This window comes from Bradyrhizobium sp. CSS354, assembly GCF_029051725.1.
In the GTDB taxonomy this organism is placed as follows: Bacteria; Pseudomonadota; Alphaproteobacteria; order Rhizobiales; family Xanthobacteraceae; genus Bradyrhizobium.
In genome coordinates, this window is record NZ_JAACFU010000002.1 from 176,262 (window position 1) to 199,591 (window position 23,330).

Annotated in this window: 25 protein-coding genes; 7 read left to right on the forward strand and 18 right to left on the reverse strand. The window is 64.1% G+C overall.

Features of this window, described 5'->3' with window-relative positions:
- Positions 1 to 3: 3 nt before the first annotated feature.
- From GWG67_RS04635 to GWG67_RS04645, 3 genes are all read right to left on the reverse strand, one after another.
- On the reverse strand, positions 4 to 975 hold the full coding sequence (locus GWG67_RS04635) for a hypothetical protein (protein ID WP_275167967.1): 972 nt from the start codon (positions 973 to 975) through the stop codon (positions 4 to 6).
- 159 nt (positions 976 to 1,134) lie between these two features.
- Positions 1,135 to 1,338 (reverse strand): hypothetical protein, encoded by a 204-nt coding sequence (locus GWG67_RS04640; protein ID WP_007611353.1) that lies wholly within the window; start codon positions 1,336 to 1,338, stop codon positions 1,135 to 1,137.
- A gap of 407 nt (positions 1,339 to 1,745) precedes the next feature.
- Positions 1,746 to 2,408 (reverse strand): glutathione S-transferase family protein, encoded by a 663-nt coding sequence (locus GWG67_RS04645; RefSeq protein ID WP_275167968.1) that lies wholly within the window; start codon positions 2,406 to 2,408, stop codon positions 1,746 to 1,748.
- A 124-nt stretch (positions 2,409 to 2,532) separates the two neighbouring features.
- Here GWG67_RS04645 and GWG67_RS04650 point away from each other — a divergent pair, with 124 nt between their 5' ends.
- The 3 genes from GWG67_RS04650 (at position 2,533) to GWG67_RS04660 (ending at position 6,611) form a co-directional block, all read left to right on the forward strand.
- A complete protein-coding gene (locus tag GWG67_RS04650; RefSeq protein ID WP_275167969.1) occupies positions 2,533 to 3,249 on the forward strand; it encodes a DUF599 domain-containing protein in 717 nt (238 codons plus the stop codon).
- Positions 3,250 to 4,296: 1,047 nt separating this feature from the next.
- Positions 4,297 to 5,562 (forward strand): glycosyltransferase, encoded by a 1,266-nt coding sequence (locus GWG67_RS04655; RefSeq protein WP_275167970.1) that lies wholly within the window; start codon positions 4,297 to 4,299, stop codon positions 5,560 to 5,562.
- Positions 5,559 to 6,611 carry an HlyD family secretion protein gene (locus tag GWG67_RS04660; protein ID WP_275167971.1) on the forward strand — a complete coding sequence of 351 codons (1,053 nt, stop codon included), beginning with the start codon at positions 5,559 to 5,561 and terminating at the stop codon, positions 6,609 to 6,611. The genes GWG67_RS04655 and GWG67_RS04660 overlap by 4 nt, the downstream gene beginning before the upstream one ends.
- A gap of 611 nt (positions 6,612 to 7,222) precedes the next feature.
- Here GWG67_RS04660 and GWG67_RS04665 read toward each other — a convergent pair.
- The 4 genes from GWG67_RS04665 to mgtE all read right to left on the reverse strand — a co-directional run bounded on the left by GWG67_RS04665 (position 7,223) and on the right by mgtE (position 11,196).
- On the reverse strand, positions 7,223 to 8,224 hold the full coding sequence (locus GWG67_RS04665) for a hypothetical protein (protein ID WP_275167972.1): 1,002 nt from the start codon (positions 8,222 to 8,224) through the stop codon (positions 7,223 to 7,225).
- A gap of 49 nt (positions 8,225 to 8,273) precedes the next feature.
- Positions 8,274 to 9,092 carry an aldo/keto reductase gene (locus tag GWG67_RS04670; protein ID WP_275167973.1) on the reverse strand — a complete coding sequence of 273 codons (819 nt, stop codon included), beginning with the start codon at positions 9,090 to 9,092 and terminating at the stop codon, positions 8,274 to 8,276.
- 172 nt (positions 9,093 to 9,264) lie between these two features.
- Entirely contained in the window at positions 9,265 to 9,612 is a 348-nt protein-coding gene (locus GWG67_RS04675; protein ID WP_275167974.1) for a DNA-binding transcriptional regulator, read from the reverse strand.
- A 162-nt stretch (positions 9,613 to 9,774) separates the two neighbouring features.
- Complete coding sequence (gene mgtE, locus GWG67_RS04680) at positions 9,775 to 11,196, reverse strand: magnesium transporter (protein ID WP_275167975.1); 1,422 nt, start codon at positions 11,194 to 11,196, stop codon at positions 9,775 to 9,777.
- A gap of 116 nt (positions 11,197 to 11,312) precedes the next feature.
- Here mgtE and GWG67_RS04685 point away from each other — a divergent pair, with 116 nt between their 5' ends.
- A complete protein-coding gene (locus tag GWG67_RS04685) occupies positions 11,313 to 12,086 on the forward strand; it encodes a polysaccharide deacetylase family protein (protein ID WP_275167976.1) in 774 nt (257 codons plus the stop codon).
- Between the two features lie 190 nt (positions 12,087 to 12,276).
- A complete protein-coding gene (locus tag GWG67_RS04690) occupies positions 12,277 to 13,572 on the forward strand; it encodes a polysaccharide deacetylase family protein (RefSeq protein ID WP_275167977.1) in 1,296 nt (431 codons plus the stop codon).
- 3 nt (positions 13,573 to 13,575) lie between these two features.
- On the opposite strand, the gene GWG67_RS04695 is transcribed toward GWG67_RS04690, so the two are convergent.
- A complete protein-coding gene (locus tag GWG67_RS04695; RefSeq protein ID WP_275167978.1) occupies positions 13,576 to 13,950 on the reverse strand; it encodes a hypothetical protein in 375 nt (124 codons plus the stop codon).
- A 285-nt stretch (positions 13,951 to 14,235) separates the two neighbouring features.
- On the opposite strand from GWG67_RS04695, the gene GWG67_RS04700 reads away from it, so the two are divergent.
- Positions 14,236 to 14,493 (forward strand): hypothetical protein, encoded by a 258-nt coding sequence (locus GWG67_RS04700; protein ID WP_275167979.1) that lies wholly within the window; start codon positions 14,236 to 14,238, stop codon positions 14,491 to 14,493.
- Positions 14,494 to 14,515: 22 nt separating this feature from the next.
- Here the strand turns inward: GWG67_RS04700 and GWG67_RS04705 are convergent, their stop codons facing one another.
- The 7 genes from GWG67_RS04705 to GWG67_RS04735 form a co-directional block, all read right to left on the reverse strand.
- The gene (locus GWG67_RS04705; protein WP_275167980.1) at positions 14,516 to 14,704 is read right to left on the reverse strand and encodes a hypothetical protein; all 189 of its coding nucleotides are present in this window, start codon (positions 14,702 to 14,704) and stop codon (positions 14,516 to 14,518) included.
- Positions 14,705 to 14,714: 10 nt separating this feature from the next.
- The gene (locus tag GWG67_RS04710) at positions 14,715 to 15,044 is read right to left on the reverse strand and encodes a four-helix bundle copper-binding protein (protein ID WP_275167981.1); all 330 of its coding nucleotides are present in this window, start codon (positions 15,042 to 15,044) and stop codon (positions 14,715 to 14,717) included.
- A 101-nt stretch (positions 15,045 to 15,145) separates the two neighbouring features.
- Positions 15,146 to 16,090, reverse strand: a complete 945-nt coding sequence (locus tag GWG67_RS04715; RefSeq protein ID WP_275167982.1) for a cation diffusion facilitator family transporter — start codon at positions 16,088 to 16,090, stop codon at positions 15,146 to 15,148.
- Between the two features lie 18 nt (positions 16,091 to 16,108).
- A complete protein-coding gene (locus tag GWG67_RS04720) occupies positions 16,109 to 17,014 on the reverse strand; it encodes an NAD(P)/FAD-dependent oxidoreductase (RefSeq protein ID WP_275167983.1) in 906 nt (301 codons plus the stop codon).
- The gene (locus GWG67_RS04725; protein ID WP_275167984.1) at positions 17,011 to 18,087 is read right to left on the reverse strand and encodes a flavodoxin family protein; all 1,077 of its coding nucleotides are present in this window, start codon (positions 18,085 to 18,087) and stop codon (positions 17,011 to 17,013) included. The genes GWG67_RS04720 and GWG67_RS04725 overlap by 4 nt, the downstream gene beginning before the upstream one ends.
- An 80-nt stretch (positions 18,088 to 18,167) precedes the next feature.
- On the reverse strand, positions 18,168 to 18,368 hold the full coding sequence (locus GWG67_RS04730; protein WP_275167985.1) for a hypothetical protein: 201 nt from the start codon (positions 18,366 to 18,368) through the stop codon (positions 18,168 to 18,170).
- Positions 18,369 to 18,370: 2 nt separating this feature from the next.
- On the reverse strand, positions 18,371 to 18,577 hold the full coding sequence (locus GWG67_RS04735) for a hypothetical protein (protein WP_018455208.1): 207 nt from the start codon (positions 18,575 to 18,577) through the stop codon (positions 18,371 to 18,373).
- Positions 18,578 to 18,745: 168 nt separating this feature from the next.
- Here GWG67_RS04735 and GWG67_RS04740 point away from each other — a divergent pair, with 168 nt between their 5' ends.
- Positions 18,746 to 18,964, forward strand: coding sequence for a hypothetical protein (locus tag GWG67_RS04740; RefSeq protein WP_275167986.1), 219 nt, complete (start codon positions 18,746 to 18,748; stop codon positions 18,962 to 18,964).
- A gap of 48 nt (positions 18,965 to 19,012) precedes the next feature.
- Here GWG67_RS04740 and GWG67_RS04745 read toward each other — a convergent pair whose 3' ends face one another.
- The 3 genes from GWG67_RS04745 to GWG67_RS04755 all read right to left on the reverse strand — a co-directional run bounded on the left by GWG67_RS04745 (position 19,013) and on the right by GWG67_RS04755 (position 23,274).
- Entirely contained in the window at positions 19,013 to 19,225 is a 213-nt protein-coding gene (locus tag GWG67_RS04745) for a hypothetical protein (protein WP_275167987.1), read from the reverse strand.
- 135 nt (positions 19,226 to 19,360) lie between these two features.
- Positions 19,361 to 20,107: a Crp/Fnr family transcriptional regulator gene (locus GWG67_RS04750; RefSeq protein ID WP_275167988.1), complete on the reverse strand. Its 747-nt coding sequence runs from the start codon at positions 20,105 to 20,107 to the stop codon at positions 19,361 to 19,363.
- Positions 20,107 to 23,274, reverse strand: coding sequence for a CheR family methyltransferase (locus GWG67_RS04755; RefSeq protein WP_275167989.1), 3,168 nt, complete (start codon positions 23,272 to 23,274; stop codon positions 20,107 to 20,109). Before GWG67_RS04755 ends, GWG67_RS04750 begins: the two co-directional genes overlap by 1 nt.
- Between the last annotated feature and the right edge of the window lie 56 nt (positions 23,275 to 23,330).

Genomic DNA, 23,330 nt, shown 5'->3' on the forward strand with positions numbered 1-23,330 from the left:
GATCTACTCGTTATCCGCAGCCGGGGGAGCCCCAGGCGGCGGCGTGAGCGGAACCGGTGCTGCCGCCGGCGCCCGCGCAGCCTTCGGCGCAGGCGGCCTCTTCGCGGCGGGAGCTGCGGCCTGTGCCGAAGCGGCTGCCGGGGCGCGCGGAGCCGGCGCGGCCGCTGCGTTCGCGGCGGGCGCCGTGTGGCGCGTCGGCTCCGGATTCATGATGCTGACCGGCGGCGTCGACGAGGCGCTCGGGAATTCCGCATTGGTCGGCTTGCCCGTCGGCATCGACGGCGGCAGTCCGGCGAGCGCGGCCGTGGCCGGCAACGATTGCGCCGCTGCAGGCGCATTCCAGGTCGGGGCGTAGCGCGCGACCAGCGTGTCGTAGAGATGGGAATCCATGTTGGCGGCGACCTGCTGCTGATCGGTCAGCGAGCGGAAGGCCGCGCAGTCGAACTGCGTGCAGCCGTCGCGCACGACCAGCACCTGCGCGACCAGGCCGTAGCGATCACGCTCCAGCGACTTGCGCAGCACCTTGATGTCGGGCGTCAGGCTGTTCTCGGCGGTCGCGGCATCGCCGAGCGCCGTCAGCCGGTCGATCCTGGCCGCGGTGGTGGAGACGGCCGCCGCCGCCGCGTCAGGCGCGCCGAACAGCGCCTTCTCGCAGCCAATGGCCACGGCATCGCCAGCGAGTTCGTCAAGGCAGGACAGCGCCGGCAGGCTCGCGATCATCGCGGCCTGTGCGCGCGCCTCGGTCGGCGTGGTCTGCCCCGCCGGTCCATCGACGCGCACGACGGCAGCCAGCGCGATGGCAATGGCGAACAGCGTAATGACGCTCAGCGCACCGTTGGCGACCGACCTCTCGGCGCGCAGCAGCGTGACCAGGAGGATCAGTCCGAAGAAGCCGGCAGCCGCCAGCATCATCCACATTGGAAGGGCCGGCGAGCGCCAGATTTGGTCGAGCGACGAGGCCCATGCCCAGTTCATGCGCGACGTCCCCTCACGCGAGCAGAGAGCGAATGGTCAAAGCGAGCACCGAGAGTCGGCAACTGCCCCCGGCCCACCTTTTGAAGGTGAAGCGGGCCTTTTGACGGCGGCAGAATACAATTCCCCGAGGACGCGCCAATGCGCGGATAGCGTCGGCCTTCAGGACAGCGCGAGTTGGCTTTCCTTGGCGACGCGTTCGAAGGCTTCGGTCGAGCTCTTGATCCGGTACTGACAGTCGTCACCATCGGTCGGCAGGAGGCGGATGACCTCATACGAGCCGCTGGCAGCGGGGCGTGCGACATTGCTCGCGGTGAACAATACGCGCGCGCCAATAGGGAATTTGTGCTTCAACACCCTCTCCATCACTCAAACAACGCCTGCCACGCCCATGGTCCCACTGCGTCGGCCGGCCGGAAACCCGGCCGCTGTATAGCATGCAGCGGGCGTTTTTGGCCAGCAGTATGCAACATGGCAAACGTGCGAATTTTGCAGTTATTTCAGCGTGATGCCGCCAGCCGATGATACCGCTGGAACCGGTCCTTCAGGCGGTATGAAGCCAACGGCCGTCGGGGCTGGCGTGATCCACCGCCTTGCGCGGTTCCTGGGCCAGAATCTGGCCCAGCCGGTCGATCGGGATGTCGTGGCGCGCAGCCAATGGGTCGACATTGTCGCTGCGGAACTGGTCGGCCGAGCAAGCCCAGGATTCCCGTGAGGTCCCTCTCCTCGCCGACCACTCGGGCGATCGAGCGAGGCCCGATCGCAACCACGGATTACACGTTCTCGAACTTTTCGATGACCAGCGTTTCGGCGAGCCCGTCCCGAGTCCATTCCTGGAGCGCCGGCAGCGCCAGCATCGTGTCCATGTAGGCCTTGGTCTCCGGCGTGACCTCGATTGCGTAGGTGCGGAAGCGGTGCACCACCGGGGCATACATCGCATCCGCCGCGCCGAAGCGCCCGAACAGGAACGGTCCATCGGCGCCATACCGGGTCCGGCACTCGCGCCAGATCTCCTGCACGCGCGCGATGTTGGCCTCTGCGTCCGCCGACAGCGTCACGGCGCGCACCGGGCGATGCAGGTTCATGCCGCATTCGTTGCGAAGGGCCATGAAGCCGGAATGCATCTCGGCGCACACCGAACGGGCATGGGCGCGGGCGGCGGCATCGTGCGGCCACAGTTTCACTTCCGAATAGCGCTCGGCGACGTATTCGATGATGCTGAGCGAATCCCACACCGTGATGTCGCCGTCGACCAGCACCGGCACCTTGCCGGCGCGGCTGAACGAGATGATCTGCTCCTTGTCCGCGGGATTGTCGGTGTAGAGCGGGATGAGGGTCTCCACGAACGGGATGTCGTTGGCGCGGAGCGCGAGCCAGGGCCGCATCGACCATGACGAGTAATTCTTGTTGCCGATTGCGAGTTTCAGCGCAGCCATGTCATCCATCCTTCCCGATACGCCTTGAAGCGAGCCGCTTTTAACGCCATCGCCTGCCGCCAATCAATCGTTGCTGCACCTCGCCATGCGTGGCAAGCGTTGCGATCCTCGCCAGGAGACAGACATGAGCAGGCATTGGGTCGACATCACCGCCGTCGGCTTCTTCATCATCGAATGGCTGGTCTACGCGCTGACGCTGGAGCATTCGGCCTATGGCCGCGACAGCCTGTCGGCGCGCATGAACCGCTACCGCGAGGTGTGGGTGCGCCGGCTGCTCGACCGCGACGCGCGCATGGTCGACATGCAGATCATGGCCTCGCTGCAGAACGGCACCGCCTTCTTCGCCTCCACCAGCCTGATCGCGCTCGGCGGCGCGCTGGCGCTGCTGCACGCGACCAACGATGCGATCACGATCTTGAGCAAGCTGCCGATCGATCTCAGCACTTCGCCCGCCATGTGGGAGCTGAAATGCGTCGGCCTTGTCCTGATCTGCGTCTACGCCTTCTTCAAATTCGCCTGGTCGTACCGCCTGTTCAACTATGTCGCGATCCTGTTCGGTGGCATGCCGGCGGCCTCGCAGCGTGACACGCCGGAGGCCGAAGCTCATGTGATCCGCACCTCGCGCCTGTTCGAATCCGCCGGCCGCCATTTCAACCGCGGCCAGCGCGCCTTCTTCTTCGCACTCGGCTATCTCGGCTGGTTCGTCAGCCCCTGGGTATTGTTCGTGACCACGGCAGCCGTGGTAATCGTGACCTGGCGACGGCAATTCGCCTCGAGCGCGTGGGAGGCCATGGCGCCGGAGGTGGTGGATGGCGAGGAGATGCGGAAGCGCGGTCGTTGACGCGCTCGTGTCCGGGACGCGCTGCAGCGCTCTTGCGCTGCGTCCGGGGCACGAGAGCGGAGTGTGGCGGACAAGTCGCTGCGCTCGCATTGACGCAGTATGAGGCGGCAGCGCCACTTTTCCGGCTCGCATTTTGAATTGCAGACATAGCTTCGCACTCTCGCGGCGCATTTCGCCCGTATCTTTGCCTGGTCACTTCACCCTCTTATCCAAGAGGGCACAGGGAAGCCTGCGATCAAAGTCCTAAGCCGGCGGTCTCGGCCTGCTATGTGTAGCGATTGCCGCACGGGAAGTCCGTAAAGCCGCTTTGATCTATCTCAATTCTCTGACAGGAGCGGGCATCAGTTTGAGAGAGTCGCGTCCATCGCTTCGCCGCGCCGGCCGGGCGGTTGGGCGCTTCCAGGGAGCTCGATATGATCAAGTCGCTCGGAATTGCCACGTTCGCCTTCTTCTTCGCAGTATCGGCTCAGGCGATGACACCTGCCCCGATTGCACAGCCCGAAAGCCTGATTACGGAAGTCGCTGCTGCCTGCGGCATCGGCAGGACGCGTATCAACGGCGTGTGCGTGGCACGGACGACCGTCCGGCATACCCGTCGGGCGGTTCGCAGATGTGTGAGAGGGACGACGTGCTGACCGGTTGTCCTCAAGGACAATACGCAAATTGGTGCGTCGCGATTAGAATTCTGGAGTACCGACCCCAACGGTACATCGACGCCCCCACCGGCCTCAGTCTTTCCAGACTGAGGCCGTCTTGCGCCTGAAAGGTTGGACGGACCGGTCACCTTGTGGGATTTATCGACGCGGGGAACAACTCCAACCGCAACGCTGATGCCGGCACGCCAACAATCAGTCTTCGAGAGCCGGTCATCGTCAACTGACAAAGCTGACGCTGCAGGTGAATAGCGCAAACACAAAAAGCAAATGTTTACGCAATTTGCCACTCGACCATCAACGCGATGGTCTTCATTTTCTCGTCTGATAATTGCCTTGCGCACCTTGTTTGGTCGGATGCTCGGAGTGGTCCTGTCGTAGTGGAGGTGGCGGCATGTCCGAAATGGTGGAAGTGCTCGCCGGAACGAGTTTATTTCTACTCGCCTTCTCGCTGCTGATATTCGACATCCCCCGCTACACCTTATCGCTGGTGTCTCTTGCTCTGTTCAGCTCGAAGCGGCGAAGCGCCAGCGCGACGGTTAGCCAGGCGACAGTAAGCGTGATTATCCCGACATTCAACGGCGGCTCCGGGCTTGGTCCTTCGATCAACTCGCTGCGCCGGCAAACCCTGCGACCTGTCGAAATCATCGTCGTCGACGACGGCTCCACCGACGAAACACGCGCGGTAGCGGAGCGGGCGAGAGCGCAGGGCCTGGTTGACATGGTCATCTGCCATGGGACCCGCTGCGGCCGCAGCGCTGCCATCAACGCTGCCGCACGGTTTGCCCGCGGCGCTCTGCTTTTGACCGTGGATGCCGACACTGTCTTCGAACCGAACGCGGTTGAGCGCCTCGCTGCTGCGTTCGGCGATCCGCTCGTCGCCGGCGCAAGTTGCAGCATCGCGGTCAGCAACGAGCGCGACTCGATATGGACAGGACTTCAAAGCGTCGAATACCTGATGTCGATCACCGCGGGGCGGTCGATCCTCGACGTGGTGGATGCGATCGCGTGTCTGTCCGGCGCCTGTTCCATGTATCGCCGGGATATTTTCGCGCAGCAGGGCGGGCTCGACGTCGGCCCGGGAGAGGATATGGAGTACACCTTGCGGCTCCGCAGGCTCGGCTATGTCATTCGCTTCGTGTCCGACGCCTGGGCGGAAACAGCCGGCCCCGCAAGCGGCATAAGTCTGTTGCGCCAGCGGGCGCGCTGGGATCGCGATGCTCTGCGCATCCGTTTCATGATGTATGGCGAGCTGAGTTTTCGCCACCCGCTGGAGCGTTTACCGGACACAATCCAACGGCTGGACTTCATCGTCTTCGATCTCGTTCCGACGCTCAGCCTGCCATTCTACTTGGCCTACATCGTGCTGCTGTTCGGCTCGAATGCCGTGTTGTTTCTGTCGGCGATCTACCTATTGTTGCTCTGGATCTCGGTATTCAATATGGCACTTGTGTTCGCCCTATTCCATCGATCCGTCGGAACCTTCGGCTGGAAGATGGCGCTGATCTTTCCGCTTTACCAAGGCGTCTATCTGAAGTGCGCGCGGTTCTTTTCCTATTCTTCAGAAATTATCTTTGCCTCGTCGCGGAACGATGATTTCGTACCGCCGCGCGTTCGCCGTGCATTATTCGGAGATCGGACAGAAGAGGTGGCCAAATGACAGTCACCCTGACGCGACTCGATCCGCATATTCCCGATCCTATCGAGAGCCGTCGGCGTGCGGCCGGACGGGCCGTCCGCGCCGCCTATGCGACAATCGTATTCGGCATACTCGCATTCTTTGTCGTCTATTTCGGGAGGCCACTCCTCTATCTCGGCGGCCCAGGTAGCGTGTCCTCGCCGAGATATTTGGTTTCACTGCCTTACATCGTGCAGATTAACAGCATCACCGTGCTGAGAGGTGCATCGGTCAGGGCCGGCGAAGAAATCGGAAGGGTTCGGTCTCCGCAGCACGATGAAATCGTCGCGACTTATATGCGCTCGCTCGCGGACATCGCTGGCCGCAAGGCGGAACTGCGTGTCAAAGCCCGGGTTGCGCGCGAATCTCTCGACGCGACGCGCTCACATTTGCGCCTTGCTGAGGAAGCTGTCGAGCTTATCGCAACCTCATCGGCTGCGAGCCTGAATTACCGCATAGACATGTCCCGGGAGCGCGCCCTGGCGAACAAAGCCGTGGTCTCGCAGGAGGCGGAAGCCGCCGAAGCCAGCACTCAATTGGCTGCTCTCGACGAATTCAGCCGGCAACTCGGTGACCGCCTCGAAAAAGTTGAAAGCAGATTTGCCGATGGGAGAGTCTTTGCGCCCATAGCTGGCATCGTCGCGAACAATCCTGCGCGTGCCGGCCAGTCACTGGTGGCGGGCACTCCGATTGCAGAAATTCTCGACCCCACGGATGTCTTCGTCGATTGGTACGTTCCCAACGAACGCCTGTCCGATCCAAAAGTCGGCAACGAAGTCTTTGTGCTGTTCGGCAACCGACGAATTCTGGGCAAAATCGCGGAAATTTTGCCCGTGTCCGACGTGTACCCCGCAGCGGGCTCATCGGCGGCGCGCGAGCGTACCGCCTCGCAAATCGCGCGAATTCGGTTCAGCCCAGGCGCACATCCCCCGGCGCTGAACTCGGCCGTCGACGTTCACATGCACTACACACAACTCAGCGCGCGGATCGCTTCCATGCTGGTGGGACTATTCGGGCTCGACGAGCTGTGAGAGGGAGCGAGGTGCAGCATGCAGATCGAAGGGACTCAAACGAATTGCCCGGCTTGCGGCTCATCCGCTCTGATCTCGTTTCCGGTATTCCACCACATGATCTGCGCCTACGTTGGTCCGGAGTATGACTTCGCACCAAGCATCGCGGGATATACGTGCCCGAAGTGCTGCCGCGGCATTGTATCGGCTGACCCAGCTTGCGAGATCGTGGGCACTAGCGCGCGGTGCACAAGGTGTTGGGTTGAGATCGTGGTGTCCCCAGCGTGTGCTCCGGCTGGCTTGTAAGGATAGCGGCGATCTCGGCTTGTCCGTCGCCAGACGCAAAGTTGGACGCCCGGTCATTCTATGCGCTGAGCAGCAAGTGGGGCCCGTACGCTAGGAGGCCATTCCGATCAGGTCTGGCAACTTGACGTGCCCGTCGCCGCGACCGACCTGGGTGGTCTCGCTTCAAGCACAAAGCGGAATATATTGGCGCGAGCGGATTGACGGAGGGGACACAGAGGCGGTCGTGTAGCCCGGATAGAGCGCAGCGGCGCAATCCGGGAAGGTGCCAGACGCAACGCGAGCGGCCCCGATTGCGCTGCGCTCCATCCGGGCTAGATGACTACGTGCTAGCCGCCGAAATCCCGTGGTGTGAACGGCAGGTCCATCACCTTCCATTCCCCGTATTTATCGGCCGGCAGCATCTTGTAGGGCTGGCAGGCCTGAAGCGCGCTCATGGCCGACTTCACGAGCGCAACGCCCTTTGCCGACGGCGGGGCTTCGATCAGGATCGGCTCCCGCGCCAGCGTGCCGTCGGTCGCGAGCACCGTGCGCAGCTTGATGTTGACGTTGTCGGTCGGCGCAACCCCGGCCGGCAGTTTGGCGCAGCTACGCAAGTGACGACGCAGCTCGGCGATCACTTCGGCCGGCAACTTGGCCGCGATTGAATCCTTGGCATCGCCGCCATCGTCCTTGGGGGCGTCCTTCGGCAGCTCCGCCGGCAATTCCGGCGGCAGGCCCAGCATGACGCCGTACTTGACAGTGACGTCAGGCTCCGGCGCCTGAAAGGCCGGGGGCGGCGCGGCTGGCTGCTGCATCGCTTGTGGCAGTAGCTGCGGCGCCGGGGGCTGCGGTGTCGGGGGCTGCGGCGTCGCCTGAGGCGGCGGCGACTGCGATGGCTGAGGCTGTGGCTGTGGCTGTTGAGGCTGCGGTTGCGTCTGCGCATTTGCCTCGCGCTGCTGCTGCGACGTCTGTGAAGGCTGTGGCTGCGGCTGTTTCTGCTGCGGCTGTTCAGGCGAGGCCTGCTGCTTCGAGGACGGTGCCGCGGCCTGCTGCTTCGCCTCGGGCTTCGGCGCGGCCGCCGCCTTGTCCTTGTCGGTGAAATCCAACTTCGGCAGTTTCAGGTCAGGGGTCGGCTCCGGCGGCTTCTTGAGTTTTTCCTCGGCCTTCTCCTCGGCCTTGGCCTCTTCCTGCTTCACCTGCTCCGGCGTCACGATGCTGACGGAAACCGATTCGGGCGGGCTGGCGTGAAACGGATGGACTTTGCTGATCACGATGATCAGCGCGACCAGCGTCAGATGGGCGATCGCCGACGCTGCAATGTCCGTCCGTATGATCTTCCGCAGTTCCATCGCCTGACTTCAGGTTGCCAAGCTGGTCCTAGCATACGGCAGCCCCCTCTCAATCCCATTTTGGCGCGAAGCCGAAATCGGTCAGGCGGCCCCTGGGACTGGCCAGCGCGGCGATTTGGGCCATCTCGTCGTCCGAAAGCTCGAAATCGAAGATCTCGATGTTTTCCGACAGGTGTTCGACGCGCGAGGTGCGCGGGATCGCAGCGACATTCTGTTGCACCAGCCAACGCAGGCAGACCTGCGCCGGCGTCTTGCGATGAAGACGCCCGATCTCGGCGAGCGTCTGGTCGGTCTTGATCCGCCCCTTGGCGATCGGGCTGTAGGCGACCAGCGCGAGCCGGTGCTGATCGCAGGCCGCCCTCACCTTCGCCTGGTCCAGATAAGGATGGTATTCGACCTGATTGCAGGCCAGCGGCTCCGGTGACAACGCCACCGCCTGCTCGATCAGCGCGACGGTGAAATTGGAGACGCCGATGTGGCGGGTCAGGCCCATGCGCTTGGCATGCGACAGTGCGCCCAGCGTCTCCTCCAGCGGCACGTGCGAATTGGGCCAGTGCAGCAGCAGGAGATCGACCGAGGGAAGCCGCATGCGCGCCAGACTCTCCTTGACCGAGCGCTCGAGATCATGGGGCGCAAAATGGTTGGTCCAGACTTTTGTCGTCAGGAAGATGTCGTCGCGGCGCACGCCGGAGGCACGCAAGCCGTCGCCGACCTCGCGCTCATTCTCGTAGACCTGTGCGGTATCGATGTGGCGATAGCCGAGCCGTAGCGCCTGCTCGACCACACGTGCGCACATGCGCCCGCTCAGCTCCCAGGTTCCGAGCCCGATCGCCGGTATTCTTGCGCCATTGGTCTCGACGAACAGCATGAGGAATCCTCTCTGTCGCGGTCGCCCCAAATCATCGTCCAGGCGTCATTATGAACCCGGCTGGCGACACTGCCAACGGACGACGCCGGCCGCCGAGCCGGATCTTGCGCGCAATGCTAACGGGAGGTTCGCGCCAGATCTTGACGCCAAGCCTTGACGTCAGGTTTTGAGCTCAGGCTTTGGCGAGCGCCTGGAACACGGTGTCGGGGGCATGCGCGATCACGGCGAGCAGCGCGCGGGCGGGTCCCCGCGGGGCGCGCTTGCCCTGCTCCCAGTTGCGGATGGTCTCGACGGGAACGCCGAGTTTGGCCGCGAACTCCATCTGGGTCAGGCAGGCGCGTCGGCGCAAATCGCGCACGGCGAGCGAGCTGGCTTCGGCCGGCGCTGCGCTGGCCGCAGGCTGGATTGGCAAGGGCTGGATTGGAAAGGGCTGGATCGGAAGCGGCTGGACAGGAAACTCCTGCCCGTCCCGCAACTCGACGATCCGTCCGTCCGCCTTCAGCCGCACACGCATGCTCATTCCCCCAAGCAAGGCGATGATGCGGCAGGCCGCTTAAGTTCGGATTAAAGATGATGGCCAGTAGAACGGATGGAGCGCAGCGCAATCCGGGGCGTCTCTCGAGCCGACGCAGCGGCACCGGATTACGCTTCGCTCCATCCGGGCTACGAATTTCAACAGCTCCTACCTCAACCCGAACCACAATGTCGCGATGCCGAGGAAGGAGAAGAAGCCGACGACGTCGGTGACCGTTGTCACGAACGTGCCGGAGGCCACGGCCGGATCGGCCCTGACACGTTCGAGCGCCATCGGGATCAGGATGCCGCCGAGCGCGCCGGCGAAGAGGTTCACGATGATGGCGAGCCCGATGACGACGCCGAGGCCCGGGATCCTGAACCAGGCCACCGCGGCCACGCCCGTGATCACGGCAAAGGCGAGACCGTTGACGAGGCCGACCAGGCCCTCGCGCATCACCACGCGCCAGGCATTGGAGGAGCCGAGCTCGCGCGTCGCCAGCGCCCGCACCGCGACCGTCATGGTCTGGGTCGCGGCATTGCCGCCCTGGCTTGCGACGATCGGCGCCAGCACGGCAAGCGCCACCATCTTCTCGAGCTGGCCCTCGAACAGGCCAAGCACGGAGGACGCCAGAAATGCGGTGGCGAGATTGACCAGCAGCCAGTTAAACCGCGCGCGCGCAATGGTGAACACGGTGTCGGAGAGCTCTTCGTCGCTGTTGACGCCGCCGAGTGCCTTGAGGTCCTCGTCCGCCTCTTCCTCGATGACGTCGACGACGTCGTCGACGGTGATGACGCCGACGAGCCGGTCCTGGGTGTCGAGCACCGGGGCTGCGACGAGATTGTACTTGCCGAACATGCGCGCCACCTCCTCCTGGTCCTCCAGGACGGAGACGCGGCGGCGATCCTCGTCGGTCAGCTCGGCAAGCGCCACCGGGCGGCGGGCACGCAGCAGCACGTCGAGCGAGACCGCGCCCTGCCAGTGCTGCTCCTTGTCGACGACGTAGATCTCGTAGAAGCGGTCGGGCAGATCCGGCGTCTCGCGCATGTAGTCGATCGCCTGTCCCACGGTGAAATCCTGCGGCACCGCGATGAACTCGGTCTGCATCCGGCGGCCGGCAGAATTTTCCGGATAAAGCAGGCTGCGCTCGAGCACGACGCGCTCCTTGAGCGGCAGCTTCTCGAGGATCTCCTCCTGATCGGCCTGATCGAGCGTTTCCAGCAGCTCGACCGCATCATCGGATTCGAGTTCGAGCACACCTTCGGCGACTGTCTGCGGCGGCAGTTCCTCGAGGATCTCCTCGCGCACGCCCTCGTCGAGCTCGTTTAGCGCGGAGAAGTCGAAATCGCGCCCCGTCAGTTCGACCAGGCGGACCCGATTGTCGGGCTCGAGAGCCCCGATGAGATCGCCGAGATCGGCCTCGTGGAGCTCGGCAACGCAGGCGCGCAGCGCGGCGCTGTCGCCGGCCTCGATCGCATGGGCAATTTCCGCGACGAATTCGTGACGAATCTCGCCGTCTTCATTGCGCATCGGCACGTGGTCGAGTACCGATTCCGCGGCAGACGCGGCACCGTCCAGATGTTCATCCATGGCGCGCCTCGCCGTTCGACAGGTTGGAACGAGTGGTCTGAGCTGATGGTTCAGGCAATACCCACAAGGCAACTCTGAGCGCAATGACAAAGATGCTTCGACTGAGGTGGCCCTCGATGGCGGCGGGCGCAGCCCTCGCCGCCGTCACCGGCATCGCCTCGACTGAAGCCGTCGAGTGCCCGCGCAAGGACGCGCTCGGCACCTCGCGCATTCTGAGCGTCGACGCCAAGACCACGCCGCGCGTGGGCCTGAAGAGCTTTCCGCAGACGTTGCCACTCGCCGACCACGAGGTCGTGCTGACCTTCGACGACGGACCGCATCCGCCGACGACGTCGAAGGTATTGGCGGCGCTGGCGCAGGAATGCGTGCGCGCGACCTTCTTCCTGATCGGCCTGCACGCCTCCGAACACCCCGACATGGTCAAGCGCATCGCCCGCGAGGGCCACAGCATCGGCCACCACACCTTCTCGCATCCGTTCATGGCGCGGATCCCGCTCGACAAGGCGAAGAGCGAGATCGATCGCGGTATCGCCGCCGACGAGATGGCGCTGCACGGCACACCGACTACGACACCCTCGACGCAGTTCTTCCGGTTTCCCTATTTCGAAGCCACGCAAGCCGAGCTCGACCTGCTGCAGTCCCGCGGCATCGTGGTGTTCGGGGCTGACCTGTGGGCCAGCGACTGGAACGAGATGACGCCGGAGCAGGAATTGAAGCTCGTCACCGAGCGCCTCGCCGCCGCCGGCAAGGGGATCATCCTCTTCCACGATCCCAAGGCGCGCACGGCTGCGATCATGCCGGCCTTCCTGCGGTATCTGAGGGAGAACGGCTATCGGGTGGTTCACGTCGTGCCCGCGGGCACATCACAGAAGAGTGCCGACGCACATTGATGCCGGAATGTCACGCCGGCGCAAAATGGGGTGATTTGGGCCCTATTAACAGTCTGTTCATGCTACGCCATGCAAGTATCAAGGGGACTTGTCGCGGCACGGTTCGGGGTCGGGGTTCTTGCGCCTGAACCGTTTGCCGATGTCTCCGACCTACTATGGCGGCAATCGCGCAAGAGGGCAGACGGGGTTGATGATCGGAAGTAGCGTTGTTGCTCGGACGCGATCGTGGATCGTCCTTTGCTTTGGCGGATTTCTTGGTGTCCTGACCATCGGCTCGCCGGCGGCCATTGCGGCCGACTGCCCCGGCCATCCGGACGCGCTCGGGACCTCCCGCACGCTCGTGGTCGATCCGCACGCGCATCCCCTCATCGGCACCATGCAATACCGCGAGACGCTGCCGCTGAAGGACCATGAAGTCGTCCTGACCTTCGACGACGGCCCGTTGCCGAAATATTCCAACCAGGTGCTGCAGATCCTCGCCGACGAGTGCATCAAGGCGACCTTCTTCATCATCGGCGAACAGGCCAAGGCGAATCCGGAAGGCGTGCGCAAGCTGGTCGCGGCGGGCCACACAGTCGGCACGCACAGCATGAACCATCCGCTCACAATGGACCGGATGCCGCTCGACAAGGCCGAGGCGCAAATCAATGGCGGCATCGAGTGGACATCGGCCGCGATGACCGATCCGTCCAAGCTGGCGCCGTTCTTCCGCATTCCCGGCCTGATGCGCGCCGAAGGTGTCGAGAACCTTCTGATCTCGCGCGGCATCCAGGTCTGGAGCGCCGATTTCCCGGCCGACGACTGGCGCCATGTGTCGTCCGATCGCGTCTATCAGCTCGCGATCCAGCGGCTCGAGGCCAAGGGCAAAGGCATCCTGCTGCTGCACGATATCCAGGCCCGCACGGTGGCGGCGCTGCCGAAGATCATCCGCGACCTCAAGGCGCGCGGCTATCGCATCGTGCACGTGGTGCCCGCGACCGCCGAGCAGCCGGCGACGCCGACAACGCCGGTGGAATGGCTGCTGCATCCGCCGACCGAGACCACACCGATCGCGCGCTGGCCGGCCGTGCCGAACTTTGTGTTCGCGCAGACCAAGACGCTTCCGGCGCCCTCGCTGGCCGACCTCAACGCGCAGACCGCGCATCAGCCGCTGCTGCCGCGCAAGACCATGGCGCTCGCCAATGTCGCGGCCACCCTGCCCGTGCCCGGCCGCGATCTCTTTGCGATCCCCGAGGGCTCGGTCGAGGTGCTGCTGTCGACCACCTTGTCGCGGCGCGCCGCGACGCGCCTGGCCATGGCGGCCGAGACGCCCCGTGCGGCCAAGGGCAAAGCCGGCAAGCCGCGCGCTGCCCGCACCGCACATGCTGTTCATGGCACACCGAAGCATGCCGCAGAGGCCGACGGCACTGCCCCCAAGAGCGCCGCGCCCAAGAGCACCGCGCCGCGCCCGACCCGTGTGGCGAGCCTGAAGAAGCGCGCGCAGTAGAGCCTATTGTCGCATGATGTTGGCGACGCAGAGCAACACGATCAACGCCAGAAAGAACAGGTCCATATAGGACTTGACCTCGCCGTCGCGCCGCAGCCGCGCGACGTCGACCACGACCTGCCTGCGCGTGTTCGTTCCGCCCGCGCCGTCATTGATCGGGCCTTGCAGCCGCTTGGTCTCGGCCTCCAGCCGCTCGATCTTCTGGTAGAAGTAAAACGCCCGCAGCGTCGAGGCTGCGCGCATGCCGCTATAGATCAGCACGAGGATCGCGATGATCGCCCGGTTCTGGTACTTCTCCATGAAATTCAGGCTGAAATAGACCATCGCCATGAATGCGAAATTGGTCACGAAGCGATAGACGAAGCTTAGAAAGACCATGCGGGCTCAAGCCTTGAAGGTGGTGCAACCGGACCGTGTTGCGAATGCGGGGATCTGGGGCCAGACCGGAACAGCCGGCCTGAATGCACTGCAGGCCGGTCTAAGCCGATTTTGTTTCAACAAAGATACTATTGCCCCGGCAATGCCGCCTTTTAGCCACGCCCGGCCATAATGCAAGCTGGAGCAGGGCCGCCGGTCCCTTCCGCGCGCCTGTTGGCTGCAAGGGCTCCTTGGAGATTTGGCCGAAGTCCCGATAGACTGGGTTACCACATGTGGGGTCTGCCGATGCCGAAGAAGGGAATTACCGGCCACGACGACTGGGTTCTGACCGAGGCGCTGGCGACTGCGCTGGTCGCGCTGGAGCAGCTCGACACCAAGCATCAGCCGAACGCACATATGGACGACATCCGCAAGATGCTCTCGAACGGCAAGGAGCCGGCGGCGGTGAGCCTGCACCTCGCCCAGGCCAAATGCCGGCTGTTTCCCGACCTCGATCCGCTGGAGATCTACCGGGAATACGGCATCGGCGAGGAATATGGCTGAGGGCGCCGTTGACCGGCCGGACTCAAGGTCCGCCGGCGACCGATCCGGCGATCACCATGACCAGCGCGGCCAAGTCGATCTTGCCGTTGACGATCAGCTCCTGCGAGGCTTTCGCATCGTCCGCGCGTTCGACCTTCAGCAAGTGCGGCTGGTTGGCCGCCTGCCGCTTCAGCTCCTCGACGATGGCGTCCGTGAGTTTCTCTTCCAGCATGGGCTTATCCTCAGGCCGCCATCGCTCGGCAGGATTGTGCGCAGGAGCGGCACATGGCGACGCACTCGTCCATGCCGCCGATCCGCTCGCAATCCTCGGCGCATTCGCTGCAGATTTCGGCGCATTCGCCGCACGTATGCCGGTGATGCGGCGTATTGATCAGCATGAAATGCGCCGCCGTCCGGCACATTTCGGCGCACGCCATCATCAGGCGGAAATGCTTGGGCTCGACGTGCTTGCCGCCGGTCTCGAGGCAATGGTTCATCGCCGTGCCGAGGCAGGTCTGGTAGCAGCTCATGCAGAGCGCGATGCAGCGCGTCATGTCTTCGGATTGAGCCATCCGGTTTCTCCAATGCTGGCTTCCTGCACGCGTCAACCAAGGGGATGTTGCGATCGTTCCTGCCGTCGTGCCGATTGTGACGTCCAGGGAACCTCGCAAAGCTAGCCGTAACGCCTCGCGCGCACCGCGCGGTAGCGGGCATCGGTCTGCGGCTTGATGAATAGCGCCGCCACGCTTGGATGGCGTTTGCGTATCTCCGTCTCGATCGAAATGACGCATCGCTCGATGTCGTCGGCGCGCTTGTCATCCGCAAATTCGATGCTGAGGGCCGCAACGACCTCGATCGGCGACAGCTGCACCGTCAGAAGGCCGTTGGCCCTGAGCACGCCGGGCGAGCGCCTTGCGATGTCGAGGATCGATCGCGCAAGCTCCGGATCGGCGGGCTCGCCGATCAGCAGGCTCTTGCTCTCGCGCGCGAGACCGATCGACACGATCGCCAGCAATATCCCGATCAGGATCGAACCGATCCCGTCCCAGACCGGCTGGCGCAGCCATACGGCGGCCGCAGTGGCCGCCGCGGCAATGGCGATGCCGACCAGCGCCGCGCTGTCCTCGAGCAGCACCATGAATGCCGGAGGATCCTTGCTGCGAACGAAAGCCTGATAATATCCGAACCGCTGGCCGTCGGAGCTGAAGCGCCGCAGGGCAACCAGCCAGGAGCCGCCTTCAAACAGGAATGACAGCCCGAGCACCACGAAGCTGACGATCGGACTCTCGATCGGCTCGGGTGCGGCGACATGCAGAATGCCCTGATACAGCGAGACACCGGCGCCCAGCGCGAAGATCAGCAGCGCAACGATGAAGCTCCAGAAATACAGCTCGCGCCCGTAGCCGAGCGGATGGGATTCGTCGGGCGAACGGCTCGCGCGCCGGTAGCCGTAGAGCAGCAGGATCTCGTTGGTCGTGTCGACGAGCGAATGCACCGCTTCGCTCGTCATGGCCGAACTTCCCGTCCACGCAGCGGCGCCGATCTTCGTGACCGCGACCAGGACATTGCCGAAGAGCGCCGCATAGACCGCGGTCTTCGAGGATGATTCTGTGACCAATGTCCGATACCCCGCTCCTCATGCCAGCCGCCGCGGCAGGCTGTTGTGGATCGTGCAGGCGGCGAGCGCGGCGTGGCCGAACGCGACCGAGATCTGGTGCAGGTCGGTGACGATGTCGCCGATCCCGTAGAGCCCGTCGACCGAGCTGCGCTGATGGTCGTCGACTTTCAGATGGCCGTCTGCGGTGTGTTCGGCCCCAAGCGTCATCGCGAGATGCGAGCGCACTTCCGCACCCATCACCGGGTAGACCATCTCGAATTGCGCCGTCCGGTCATCGGCGAAGACGGCTTCAACGCCGTCGTCTCCCCGTCTCAGGCGCAGGCCGGGGGCGACGACGATCTCGACGCCCGCTCCAATCAGCTCCGGTGCCGCGGCCTTCCCGTCCTCCTCGCCTGTTGCGAGCAGCGTCACGTCGCGCGAGTAGCCGCGCATGAACAGCGCCTTGCCGGCGGCACGGTGAAGCGGACCGACGATGCCGATGCGGCGGCCGATCGCCTCGAAGGCGTCGCAGATGGGACAGTAGCGCAACAGCCCGTCCGCGACTGCCGCGCGCCATTCGTCGAATGGCGGATGGGTATCGACGATGCCGCAGGCAAGGATGACGGTGGCGGCGGTATGCGCGCCGCCGTTCCAGATCGCCTGAAACCCTCGCTCGTGTCGCCGCAAGGCGGTGACTTCGACGGCCACTCGCGTGACCGCGAGCTCGCCCAGTTGCGCGGACATGCGCGCAAGCAGGTCGGTACCGGACAGGCCGTGGACGAAGCCCGGCACATTGTGACTGCGCGGGATCAGCGCCGCCCGGCTCGCACCTGCGTCCACGACACAGACGCGGCGCCGAAATCGCGCGAGGTAGATCGCGGCCATCAGCCCGGCGGGGCCGCCGCCGACGATCAGGCAATCATAGGACTGATCATCCGCCGTCATTTGGGATTTGGATCGGACAGGCCCGCACCGGGCTCGCGAAGCTTTCCGCTCCGCGCCAGCCGGACCGCATTGCCCAGCGCGCGTGCGGCGTTCTGCACCTCTGTCTGGAATACCCTGTCGTCATCGAGGTCGCGGTGCGAGGTGGCGTAGGGCTCCATGTAGCCGACATAGCCATCGAGCTCGGCGAAGCGGCCCGCCGAGATCAGCTGCATGTCGGTCAACCAATCCGACAAGGCCCGGCGCACGCCCTCGGCACCGACCGCATCGCCATGAACGACAAGGCCGAAATGACGGCCCGCGAGATGGCGCGGATAAGACCAGCCCTTCAGCTCCAGCGCCTTGGCCTCGGCAGCCTTCTTGCCGTGGGTCGAGGTCGGATCGGGATTGCCGCCGTCGGCGCAAACCATGCGGTCCATCATCGCCTTGAGTCCGGCGGGCACGTGATACCAGTTTACCGGCGCCACGATCAGGATGCCGTGGGCCGCGACCCACAGCGGATAGATATCGTTCATCCAGTCGTCGGTCTGCCCCAGCGAATAGTTCGGATAGCAGCTGCACGGCCAGTGGCAGAGCGGCATCGCGGTTCCGACGCAGGACTTGCAGGGATGGATCGTCTTGCCGAACTCCGAAGCCAGGCGCGACAGGTCGAGGATGTCGACGGCAAACCCAAGCTCGGCAAAGACCGGCTCGGCGAGCTCGACCAGACGCCAGGTCTTGGACATCTCGCCGGGACAGGTGTGCTCGCTGCGCGCCGAGCCGTTGATGATGAGGATGCGCGGCGTCTCGTCCGCATCGTCATGGCGCCGCTGCGCCGCCAGGATCTTCGCGCGCGCATCGAGCCAGTCGATGGCGATGTCGTAATCGGGATTGGAGAATCCTGCACCCGCCTTTCGCGTGAGCGGGGCCTTGCGTGAATTGCTGTAGGCATCCCAGGCAGCACCAACGATGGCATCGAGCTCGCGCTGGAGCGGTGCAAAGGCGGGATCGACGAACCGGCTCCTGTAGCGGTGCTCGAAGGCCTCGCGCGAGAGCTTGACGGGCGGCATCCCCTTGCGAACGTCGGCTTCCGTCATGCTGGCTCCTCGCAAGGTCGGTACAGTCCGACCAACCCGGGGCGCAGCGCGCGGTTCCTCCTCGCTCTCCTCTCGTGGCTCTACTGGCGAACAACGTCCGGCGGCACATCGAATTGCGCAATGCGCTGGTCCAGCCGCCACAGTTCGATGCGGTGCACCAGCACGAGCGAGGCGGCCTCGCGCTTGGCCTGCTCATCATTGTCGCAGACCAGGTTGATGCATCCAAACACATGCCCGTCCGGATCGATCTGGAACGCGCGGTAGTGCTTGATGCTCCGCATCGTCATCCTCCCCGTCTCGGGTACACCGGTTCGCTCAGCCAGTCCGTCAGGTTCGAGGTCACCTCGTTCTGCTTGGCGCGCTGAAGCAGCATGTCGCGCTCCTTGCCGGGCGGCAGGCTGCGCGCGCGCTCGCGAGCGGTTTGGGCAAATGCTGCCAACCGCTCCTGGAGCGATTGGGTCTGTTTCCTGCGGTTGCGTTTCGCGGTCATTGTACCTTCACAAAGCCCTTCAGATGGAAGGAATTGGAATGGGAGGAATTGGCCCCGGCGGGAGGTCGGCGCCGGGGCCAGAGTTTCGTGCCGGTTGGGGCGGCCCAGCCCGGCAGTGTTGGCAGCTTCGGCCGCAACCGCAGGTTCCGGCATTTCAATAAGTTAACGGTGCGTGATTTTGCCGGTGCGAAACAAAACGGCCGAGCAGCGACGGATGCGCGCATTCCCTTCGCGCGCCCACGCCGCTTCGACTGCGCCGGAACCGAAATGCTGCAGCGCCCGGTCGCGGCCATTCGCAGCAAGGCGCAGCGCGAAGGCATTTCGCTGAAGCCGGTCAACCGCTCGCCTTACAACAGGCGATCGAAAGCAGCAGCGAAGCGGCGTTGAGTGGGGCGCCCATCCCGGCGCGTGCTGCACGTTTGGTGTCGTCGGCTCCTATTCCGGCGGCACGCGGTGTCGGAGATCCTGCTCTTCCCGGTTGTCGCGGAGGGCCTTGAGCTCCGAGCGCAACATCGCGCTTTCCATCACCACTCGGCGCACCTCGCGCGTGGCGTCATCAAGCTGATCCGCGACCGCTCTGCGCTGCGCCCTGAGGGCGCGGCTTGCTTCGATCGCGCGCTCAGCGCGGGCAAGCAGGACGTCGTTCATGGAACGACGATAGAAGATTCGGGACGAAACTGCCTTTACGTAAGTTACGTCAATTACTCAAAACCAGCCATCCGCTCAAAAAACATTCGCGAACGCTAACCTGGATCAAGTCTCCCGGAACCGCAGAGAAATCGCTTAGCCGCGTCGATAGAGTTGCAAATAGCTCGGCGAGAACAGCGCCGCGTCCTTGAGCGCATCGAGATCGGTGATGGTCAGCGTGCGATCGCGCAGCACGATCAGGCCGGAGGCACGCAGCTCCTGAACCGTGCGGTTGAGATGGACCACCGACAGGCCAGTGGCGTCCGCAAGATCCATTTGCGTCACCGGCATCACGCAGGAATTGCCCTCGACCATGCCGACGGGACGCAGCCGCTCGATGATCTCGCAGAACAAATGGGCCACGCGCTCGAAGGCTACCCGGCGACCGAGATTGATAGCCCATTCGCGCTGGATGGCGCTGTTGACGAGAGTCTCGCACAAGAAAGCTTCTGCCAGCGAGCGGTCGGTAGCCACCAGACTCTCGAACCGGGCGCGCTTGATTTCGGTGTAGACGACCGGCGTCATCGCCGCGATGGAATGATCCATCACGGGCAGCAGGAAGGCGTGCGCATCGCAACTCTCGCCGGGAAAAAGAAAATTGACGATCTGCCGCCGGCCGTCCTCCAGCGTCTTGTAGCGGCAGAGCCAGCCCGACAGCACGAGGCGGATGCTGTCGACCGGATCGCCCTCCGAGATCAGATCCTCGCCCGCCCCTGCGCGCTGGATTCCCTCGAGCATTGCGTATTCGAGCGAGGTGCGGGCCTCCGTCGACAAGGTTCTCAGCGCGTTCAGCCGGCGAATGACCGGGTCCACCTGGCTGCGATCTATCGTCGACAAGGGCATCAGTTGGCCACCGCCGGTGTATGGAACGCCCGCTTGCTGAGAGGAATGGCGATCGTGCATTCCAATCCCCTGGGATTGAACGCCATCGTGGTCTGCCCCTTGAACTCGAACGCGAGTGTGCGCTCAAGAAGCTCGGTCCCAAATCCTTTATGCGGCGGCGGCGCAACCGGCGGCCCACCGCGCTCCCGCCACTCGAACACCAGCTCCGCCGGGTTGGTGCCCTGCTCAAGGCGCCAGGAAATCTCGATGCGACCTGTCGGCCGGCTCAGGGCGCCGTATTTCAGCGCGTTGGTTGCGAGCTCGTGAATGGCAAGGGCAAAGGTTTCCGCGGCCTTCGACTGAAAACGCACGGTAGGGCCGCTGACACGTACCTGCTCTCCTTCCCTGGCATTATAGGCCAGCAGTTCCTCGACGGCGAGGTATTCGAGGTCTACGCCGCCCTCGGGATCGCGGGTCACCAGCGCCTGGGTTCGGGCGAATGCGTTGAGCCGGCCATCGAGATGGGAAGCAAACTCCTCGACCGTCGAACTGCTATCGGCCGTGCGACGGGCGATCGAGCGCACCACGCCCAGCGTGTTGCGGACCCGATGCTGGAGCTCGGCCAGCAGCAGGCGCTGCCGCTCCTCGGCGCGGGTAATCGCGGTGACATCGACGAACGTGATCACGACCCCGGCGATAAAATTGTCGATGCTGCGATAGGGCAGGATGCGGACGATATAGCGCGTGCCACTGTCTGGATCCCTGAGCTCGCGCTCGGCGATGGCAAGCGTCCGCAGCACGCCGCGAATGTCGTCATAGAGCTCCTCGATCGGGATGCGCGCCTTGATGTGCGCGATGGGGCGGCCCGTGTCGGTCTCGACGAGATGCAGAACCTGCGTGATCGCCGGCGTGAAGTTCATCACGCGCAAATCGTTATCGAGGAACACGGTCGCGATTTGGGTGCTCTCCAGGAAATTCTCGAGGTCGCTGGTGGCGCGCGTCAATTCCTGGACGCGGTGGGCCAGCTCGCCGTTCACGGTGGTCAGTTCCTCATTGACTGACTGCAATTCCTCGCGTGAAGTTTCGAGCTCCTCGTTTGCCGACTGAAGCTCTTCATTGAGCGACTGGTATTCCTCGTTGGAGGACTTCAGCTCCTCGTTGGTGCTTTCGAGCTCTTCGATGGTTGCCTGAAGGCGCTCCCGCGTCGCCCGCAGCTCGCCTTCGATACGTTCGACATGCTCGGTCTGCACCAGCGCGCTGGGCCTGCTCTCGCCGGCATCGGTGTTGCGCACCGGCCCATCCTTGAACAGAACGACGAAATTGCGGTGGTCGCTGCCGCCATCCTGGATCGGCTCAACCATGATGTCGACGAGAACACGATGGCCGTTGGCGCCGAGCTGCACCTGCTCGGTATGGGCGGGCTCGTTGGTCTCCGCTGCGCGGCTGAGCACCGTACGCAGGTCCAGGCGGAGATCGCGGTGGACGAGTTGAAGCAGATCGAGCGTGGCGGCGCCTGCCGTCGGCTCGATGTAGCGGCCGGTGCGCCCGGAGAAGTGCAGGACCTGAAAGTTGCCGTCAGTGATGACATAAGCGGGCGCGTAGCGCTCCGCGACCCGTTGCGCGCGGCGCTCCAGCCCGACGTCGGGGCGGAACGAGCGCAACGGCGGCACCTCGGCGGGCGCCCTGCCCGCGACGGTCGTGATCGGAAATTCCGGCGGCAGCCGCGTTCCGGTCTCGAGCTTCTTGAAGATGCGGGCGCGGCGATCGATCGGCGCAAACAGTTTTGGATGCCGCGTCACGTTCTCGGAATTGCCGAGGAACAGGTAACGATCCGGCAGAAGCGCGAAGTGGAAGAGCGGGATCACCCGGTTCTGCAATTCGGCATTGAGGTAGATCAGCAGATTGCGGCAGGAGACGAGATCGAGCTTCGAGAACGGTGCGTCCTTGGTCACGTTGTGCTGCGAGAAGATGCACATCTCGCGCAGCTCCTTGACCACGCAATAGGTATCGCCCTCGCGCACGAACCAGCGCGCCAGGCGCTCGCTGGTCATGTCCGTCTCGATCTTGGTGCGATAGCGGCCGACGCGCGCGGCCGCCAGCGCCCGTCCGTCGATGTCGGTCGCGAAGATCTGAACCTGCGGCACGGAGTCCATTTTGGCCATGTGCTCGCGCAGGAGGATACCGATCGAATAGGCCTCCTCTCCGGTGGCGCAGCCGAGCACCCAGACGCGAACCTGCTGGCCCGCGCTCTTGCCTTCGAACATCTTCGGGACGATCTGGCTCTCCAGCACCTCGAATTCGCGCTTATCGCGGAAGAATTCGGTGACGCCGATCAAGAGGTCGTTGAAAAGGTGCTGGGCCTCATCGTCGTCGTTGCGCAGGAAATCGACATAGGCGGAAATCTCGGCGATCTGAACCACCTGCATCCGCCGCTGCACGCGACGCAGGAAGGTGTTTTGCTTGTAGCCGTGGAAATCATTGCCGGTCTTGCTGCGCAGGATGTCGGCGATGCGCGACAGCGAGGTCGCGGCAGCGGCCAGCACCTCGTCGAACCCCTGCTTCTCTTCCAGCCGCCGCAGATGACGGGCATAGACCTGGATGTGCTCGGCGATCTCTTCCGGAGAGAGCACATAATCGGCGATCGCCGCCGGCGTGTTGGAGTCCTCGAGATGCTCAGCCTCGTCGCTCGCGCCCTTTTCGGCGATAGCGAGACCACCATGATCCTTCAGCGTCGCGGTGCCCAGCGTGCCGTGGCCACCGATGCCGGACAGGATCACGCCGATCGATTGCTCGGCGCGTTCTTCCGCCAGCGAGACCAGGAAGCTGTCGATTGTTGCCCGCTCGCCGGGCGCCTGCTCGGCCGCGCGGACGGCGAAGCGACCGCCCTGGATCGTCGTGATCTGCGCCGGCGGGCACAGATAGATCGTGCCGCCCTCGATGGTTTGCCCGTCGCTGATGTCGGCGATCTTGCCGCCGTTGGAGTTTTGCACGATCCGGCGCAGCCGCGGCTCGTCGAGCGCCTCGTGATGTTGCAGCGCCAGCACGACGGCCTGATCGGCGCCCACGGTCAGCTTGGAAAAGAACCGCTCGACGCTATCCAGTGCTGTCGGCGCGGCGCCCACCCCGATGACCAGCGGGGACCTGGTCTGGCGCTCTGTTTCGACCGATTGGTCGCCGATTTCATGCATGGTCTCGGTAGCTCTCATTCATTGGCGTGAAGCGGGACGCCCGCTCGCGGCAATAT

Bases quoted from the DNA above. Each gene is read 5' to 3' on its own strand.
- GWG67_RS04635 (WP_275167967.1), bottom strand. From the start codon at position 975: ATGAACTGGGCATGGGCCTCGTCGCTCGACCAAATCTGGCGCTCGCCG.
- GWG67_RS04640 (WP_007611353.1), bottom strand. From the start codon at position 1,338: ATGGAGAGGGTGTTGAAGCACAAATTCCCTATTGGCGCGCGCGTATTG.
- GWG67_RS04645 (WP_275167968.1), bottom strand. From the start codon at position 2,408: ATGGCTGCGCTGAAACTCGCAATCGGCAACAAGAATTACTCGTCATGG.
- GWG67_RS04650 (WP_275167969.1), top strand. From the start codon at position 2,533: ATGAGCAGGCATTGGGTCGACATCACCGCCGTCGGCTTCTTCATCATC.
- GWG67_RS04655 (WP_275167970.1), top strand. From the start codon at position 4,297: ATGTCCGAAATGGTGGAAGTGCTCGCCGGAACGAGTTTATTTCTACTC.
- GWG67_RS04660 (WP_275167971.1), top strand. From the start codon at position 5,559: ATGACAGTCACCCTGACGCGACTCGATCCGCATATTCCCGATCCTATC.
- GWG67_RS04665 (WP_275167972.1), bottom strand. From the start codon at position 8,224: ATGGAACTGCGGAAGATCATACGGACGGACATTGCAGCGTCGGCGATC.
- GWG67_RS04670 (WP_275167973.1), bottom strand. From the start codon at position 9,092: ATGCTGTTCGTCGAGACCAATGGCGCAAGAATACCGGCGATCGGGCTC.
- GWG67_RS04675 (WP_275167974.1), bottom strand. From the start codon at position 9,612: ATGAGCATGCGTGTGCGGCTGAAGGCGGACGGACGGATCGTCGAGTTG.
- mgtE (WP_275167975.1), bottom strand. From the start codon at position 11,196: ATGGATGAACATCTGGACGGTGCCGCGTCTGCCGCGGAATCGGTACTC.
- GWG67_RS04685 (WP_275167976.1), top strand. From the start codon at position 11,313: ATGGCGGCGGGCGCAGCCCTCGCCGCCGTCACCGGCATCGCCTCGACT.
- GWG67_RS04690 (WP_275167977.1), top strand. From the start codon at position 12,277: ATGATCGGAAGTAGCGTTGTTGCTCGGACGCGATCGTGGATCGTCCTT.
- GWG67_RS04695 (WP_275167978.1), bottom strand. From the start codon at position 13,950: ATGGTCTTTCTAAGCTTCGTCTATCGCTTCGTGACCAATTTCGCATTC.
- GWG67_RS04700 (WP_275167979.1), top strand. From the start codon at position 14,236: ATGCCGAAGAAGGGAATTACCGGCCACGACGACTGGGTTCTGACCGAG.
- GWG67_RS04705 (WP_275167980.1), bottom strand. From the start codon at position 14,704: ATGCTGGAAGAGAAACTCACGGACGCCATCGTCGAGGAGCTGAAGCGG.
- GWG67_RS04710 (WP_275167981.1), bottom strand. From the start codon at position 15,044: ATGGCTCAATCCGAAGACATGACGCGCTGCATCGCGCTCTGCATGAGC.
- GWG67_RS04720 (WP_275167983.1), bottom strand. From the start codon at position 17,014: ATGACGGCGGATGATCAGTCCTATGATTGCCTGATCGTCGGCGGCGGC.
- GWG67_RS04725 (WP_275167984.1), bottom strand. From the start codon at position 18,087: ATGACGGAAGCCGACGTTCGCAAGGGGATGCCGCCCGTCAAGCTCTCG.
- GWG67_RS04730 (WP_275167985.1), bottom strand. From the start codon at position 18,368: ATGCGGAGCATCAAGCACTACCGCGCGTTCCAGATCGATCCGGACGGG.
- GWG67_RS04735 (WP_018455208.1), bottom strand. From the start codon at position 18,577: ATGACCGCGAAACGCAACCGCAGGAAACAGACCCAATCGCTCCAGGAG.
- GWG67_RS04745 (WP_275167987.1), bottom strand. From the start codon at position 19,225: ATGAACGACGTCCTGCTTGCCCGCGCTGAGCGCGCGATCGAAGCAAGC.
- GWG67_RS04750 (WP_275167988.1), bottom strand. From the start codon at position 20,107: ATGCCCTTGTCGACGATAGATCGCAGCCAGGTGGACCCGGTCATTCGC.
- GWG67_RS04755 (WP_275167989.1), bottom strand. From the start codon at position 23,274: ATGCATGAAATCGGCGACCAATCGGTCGAAACAGAGCGCCAGACCAGG.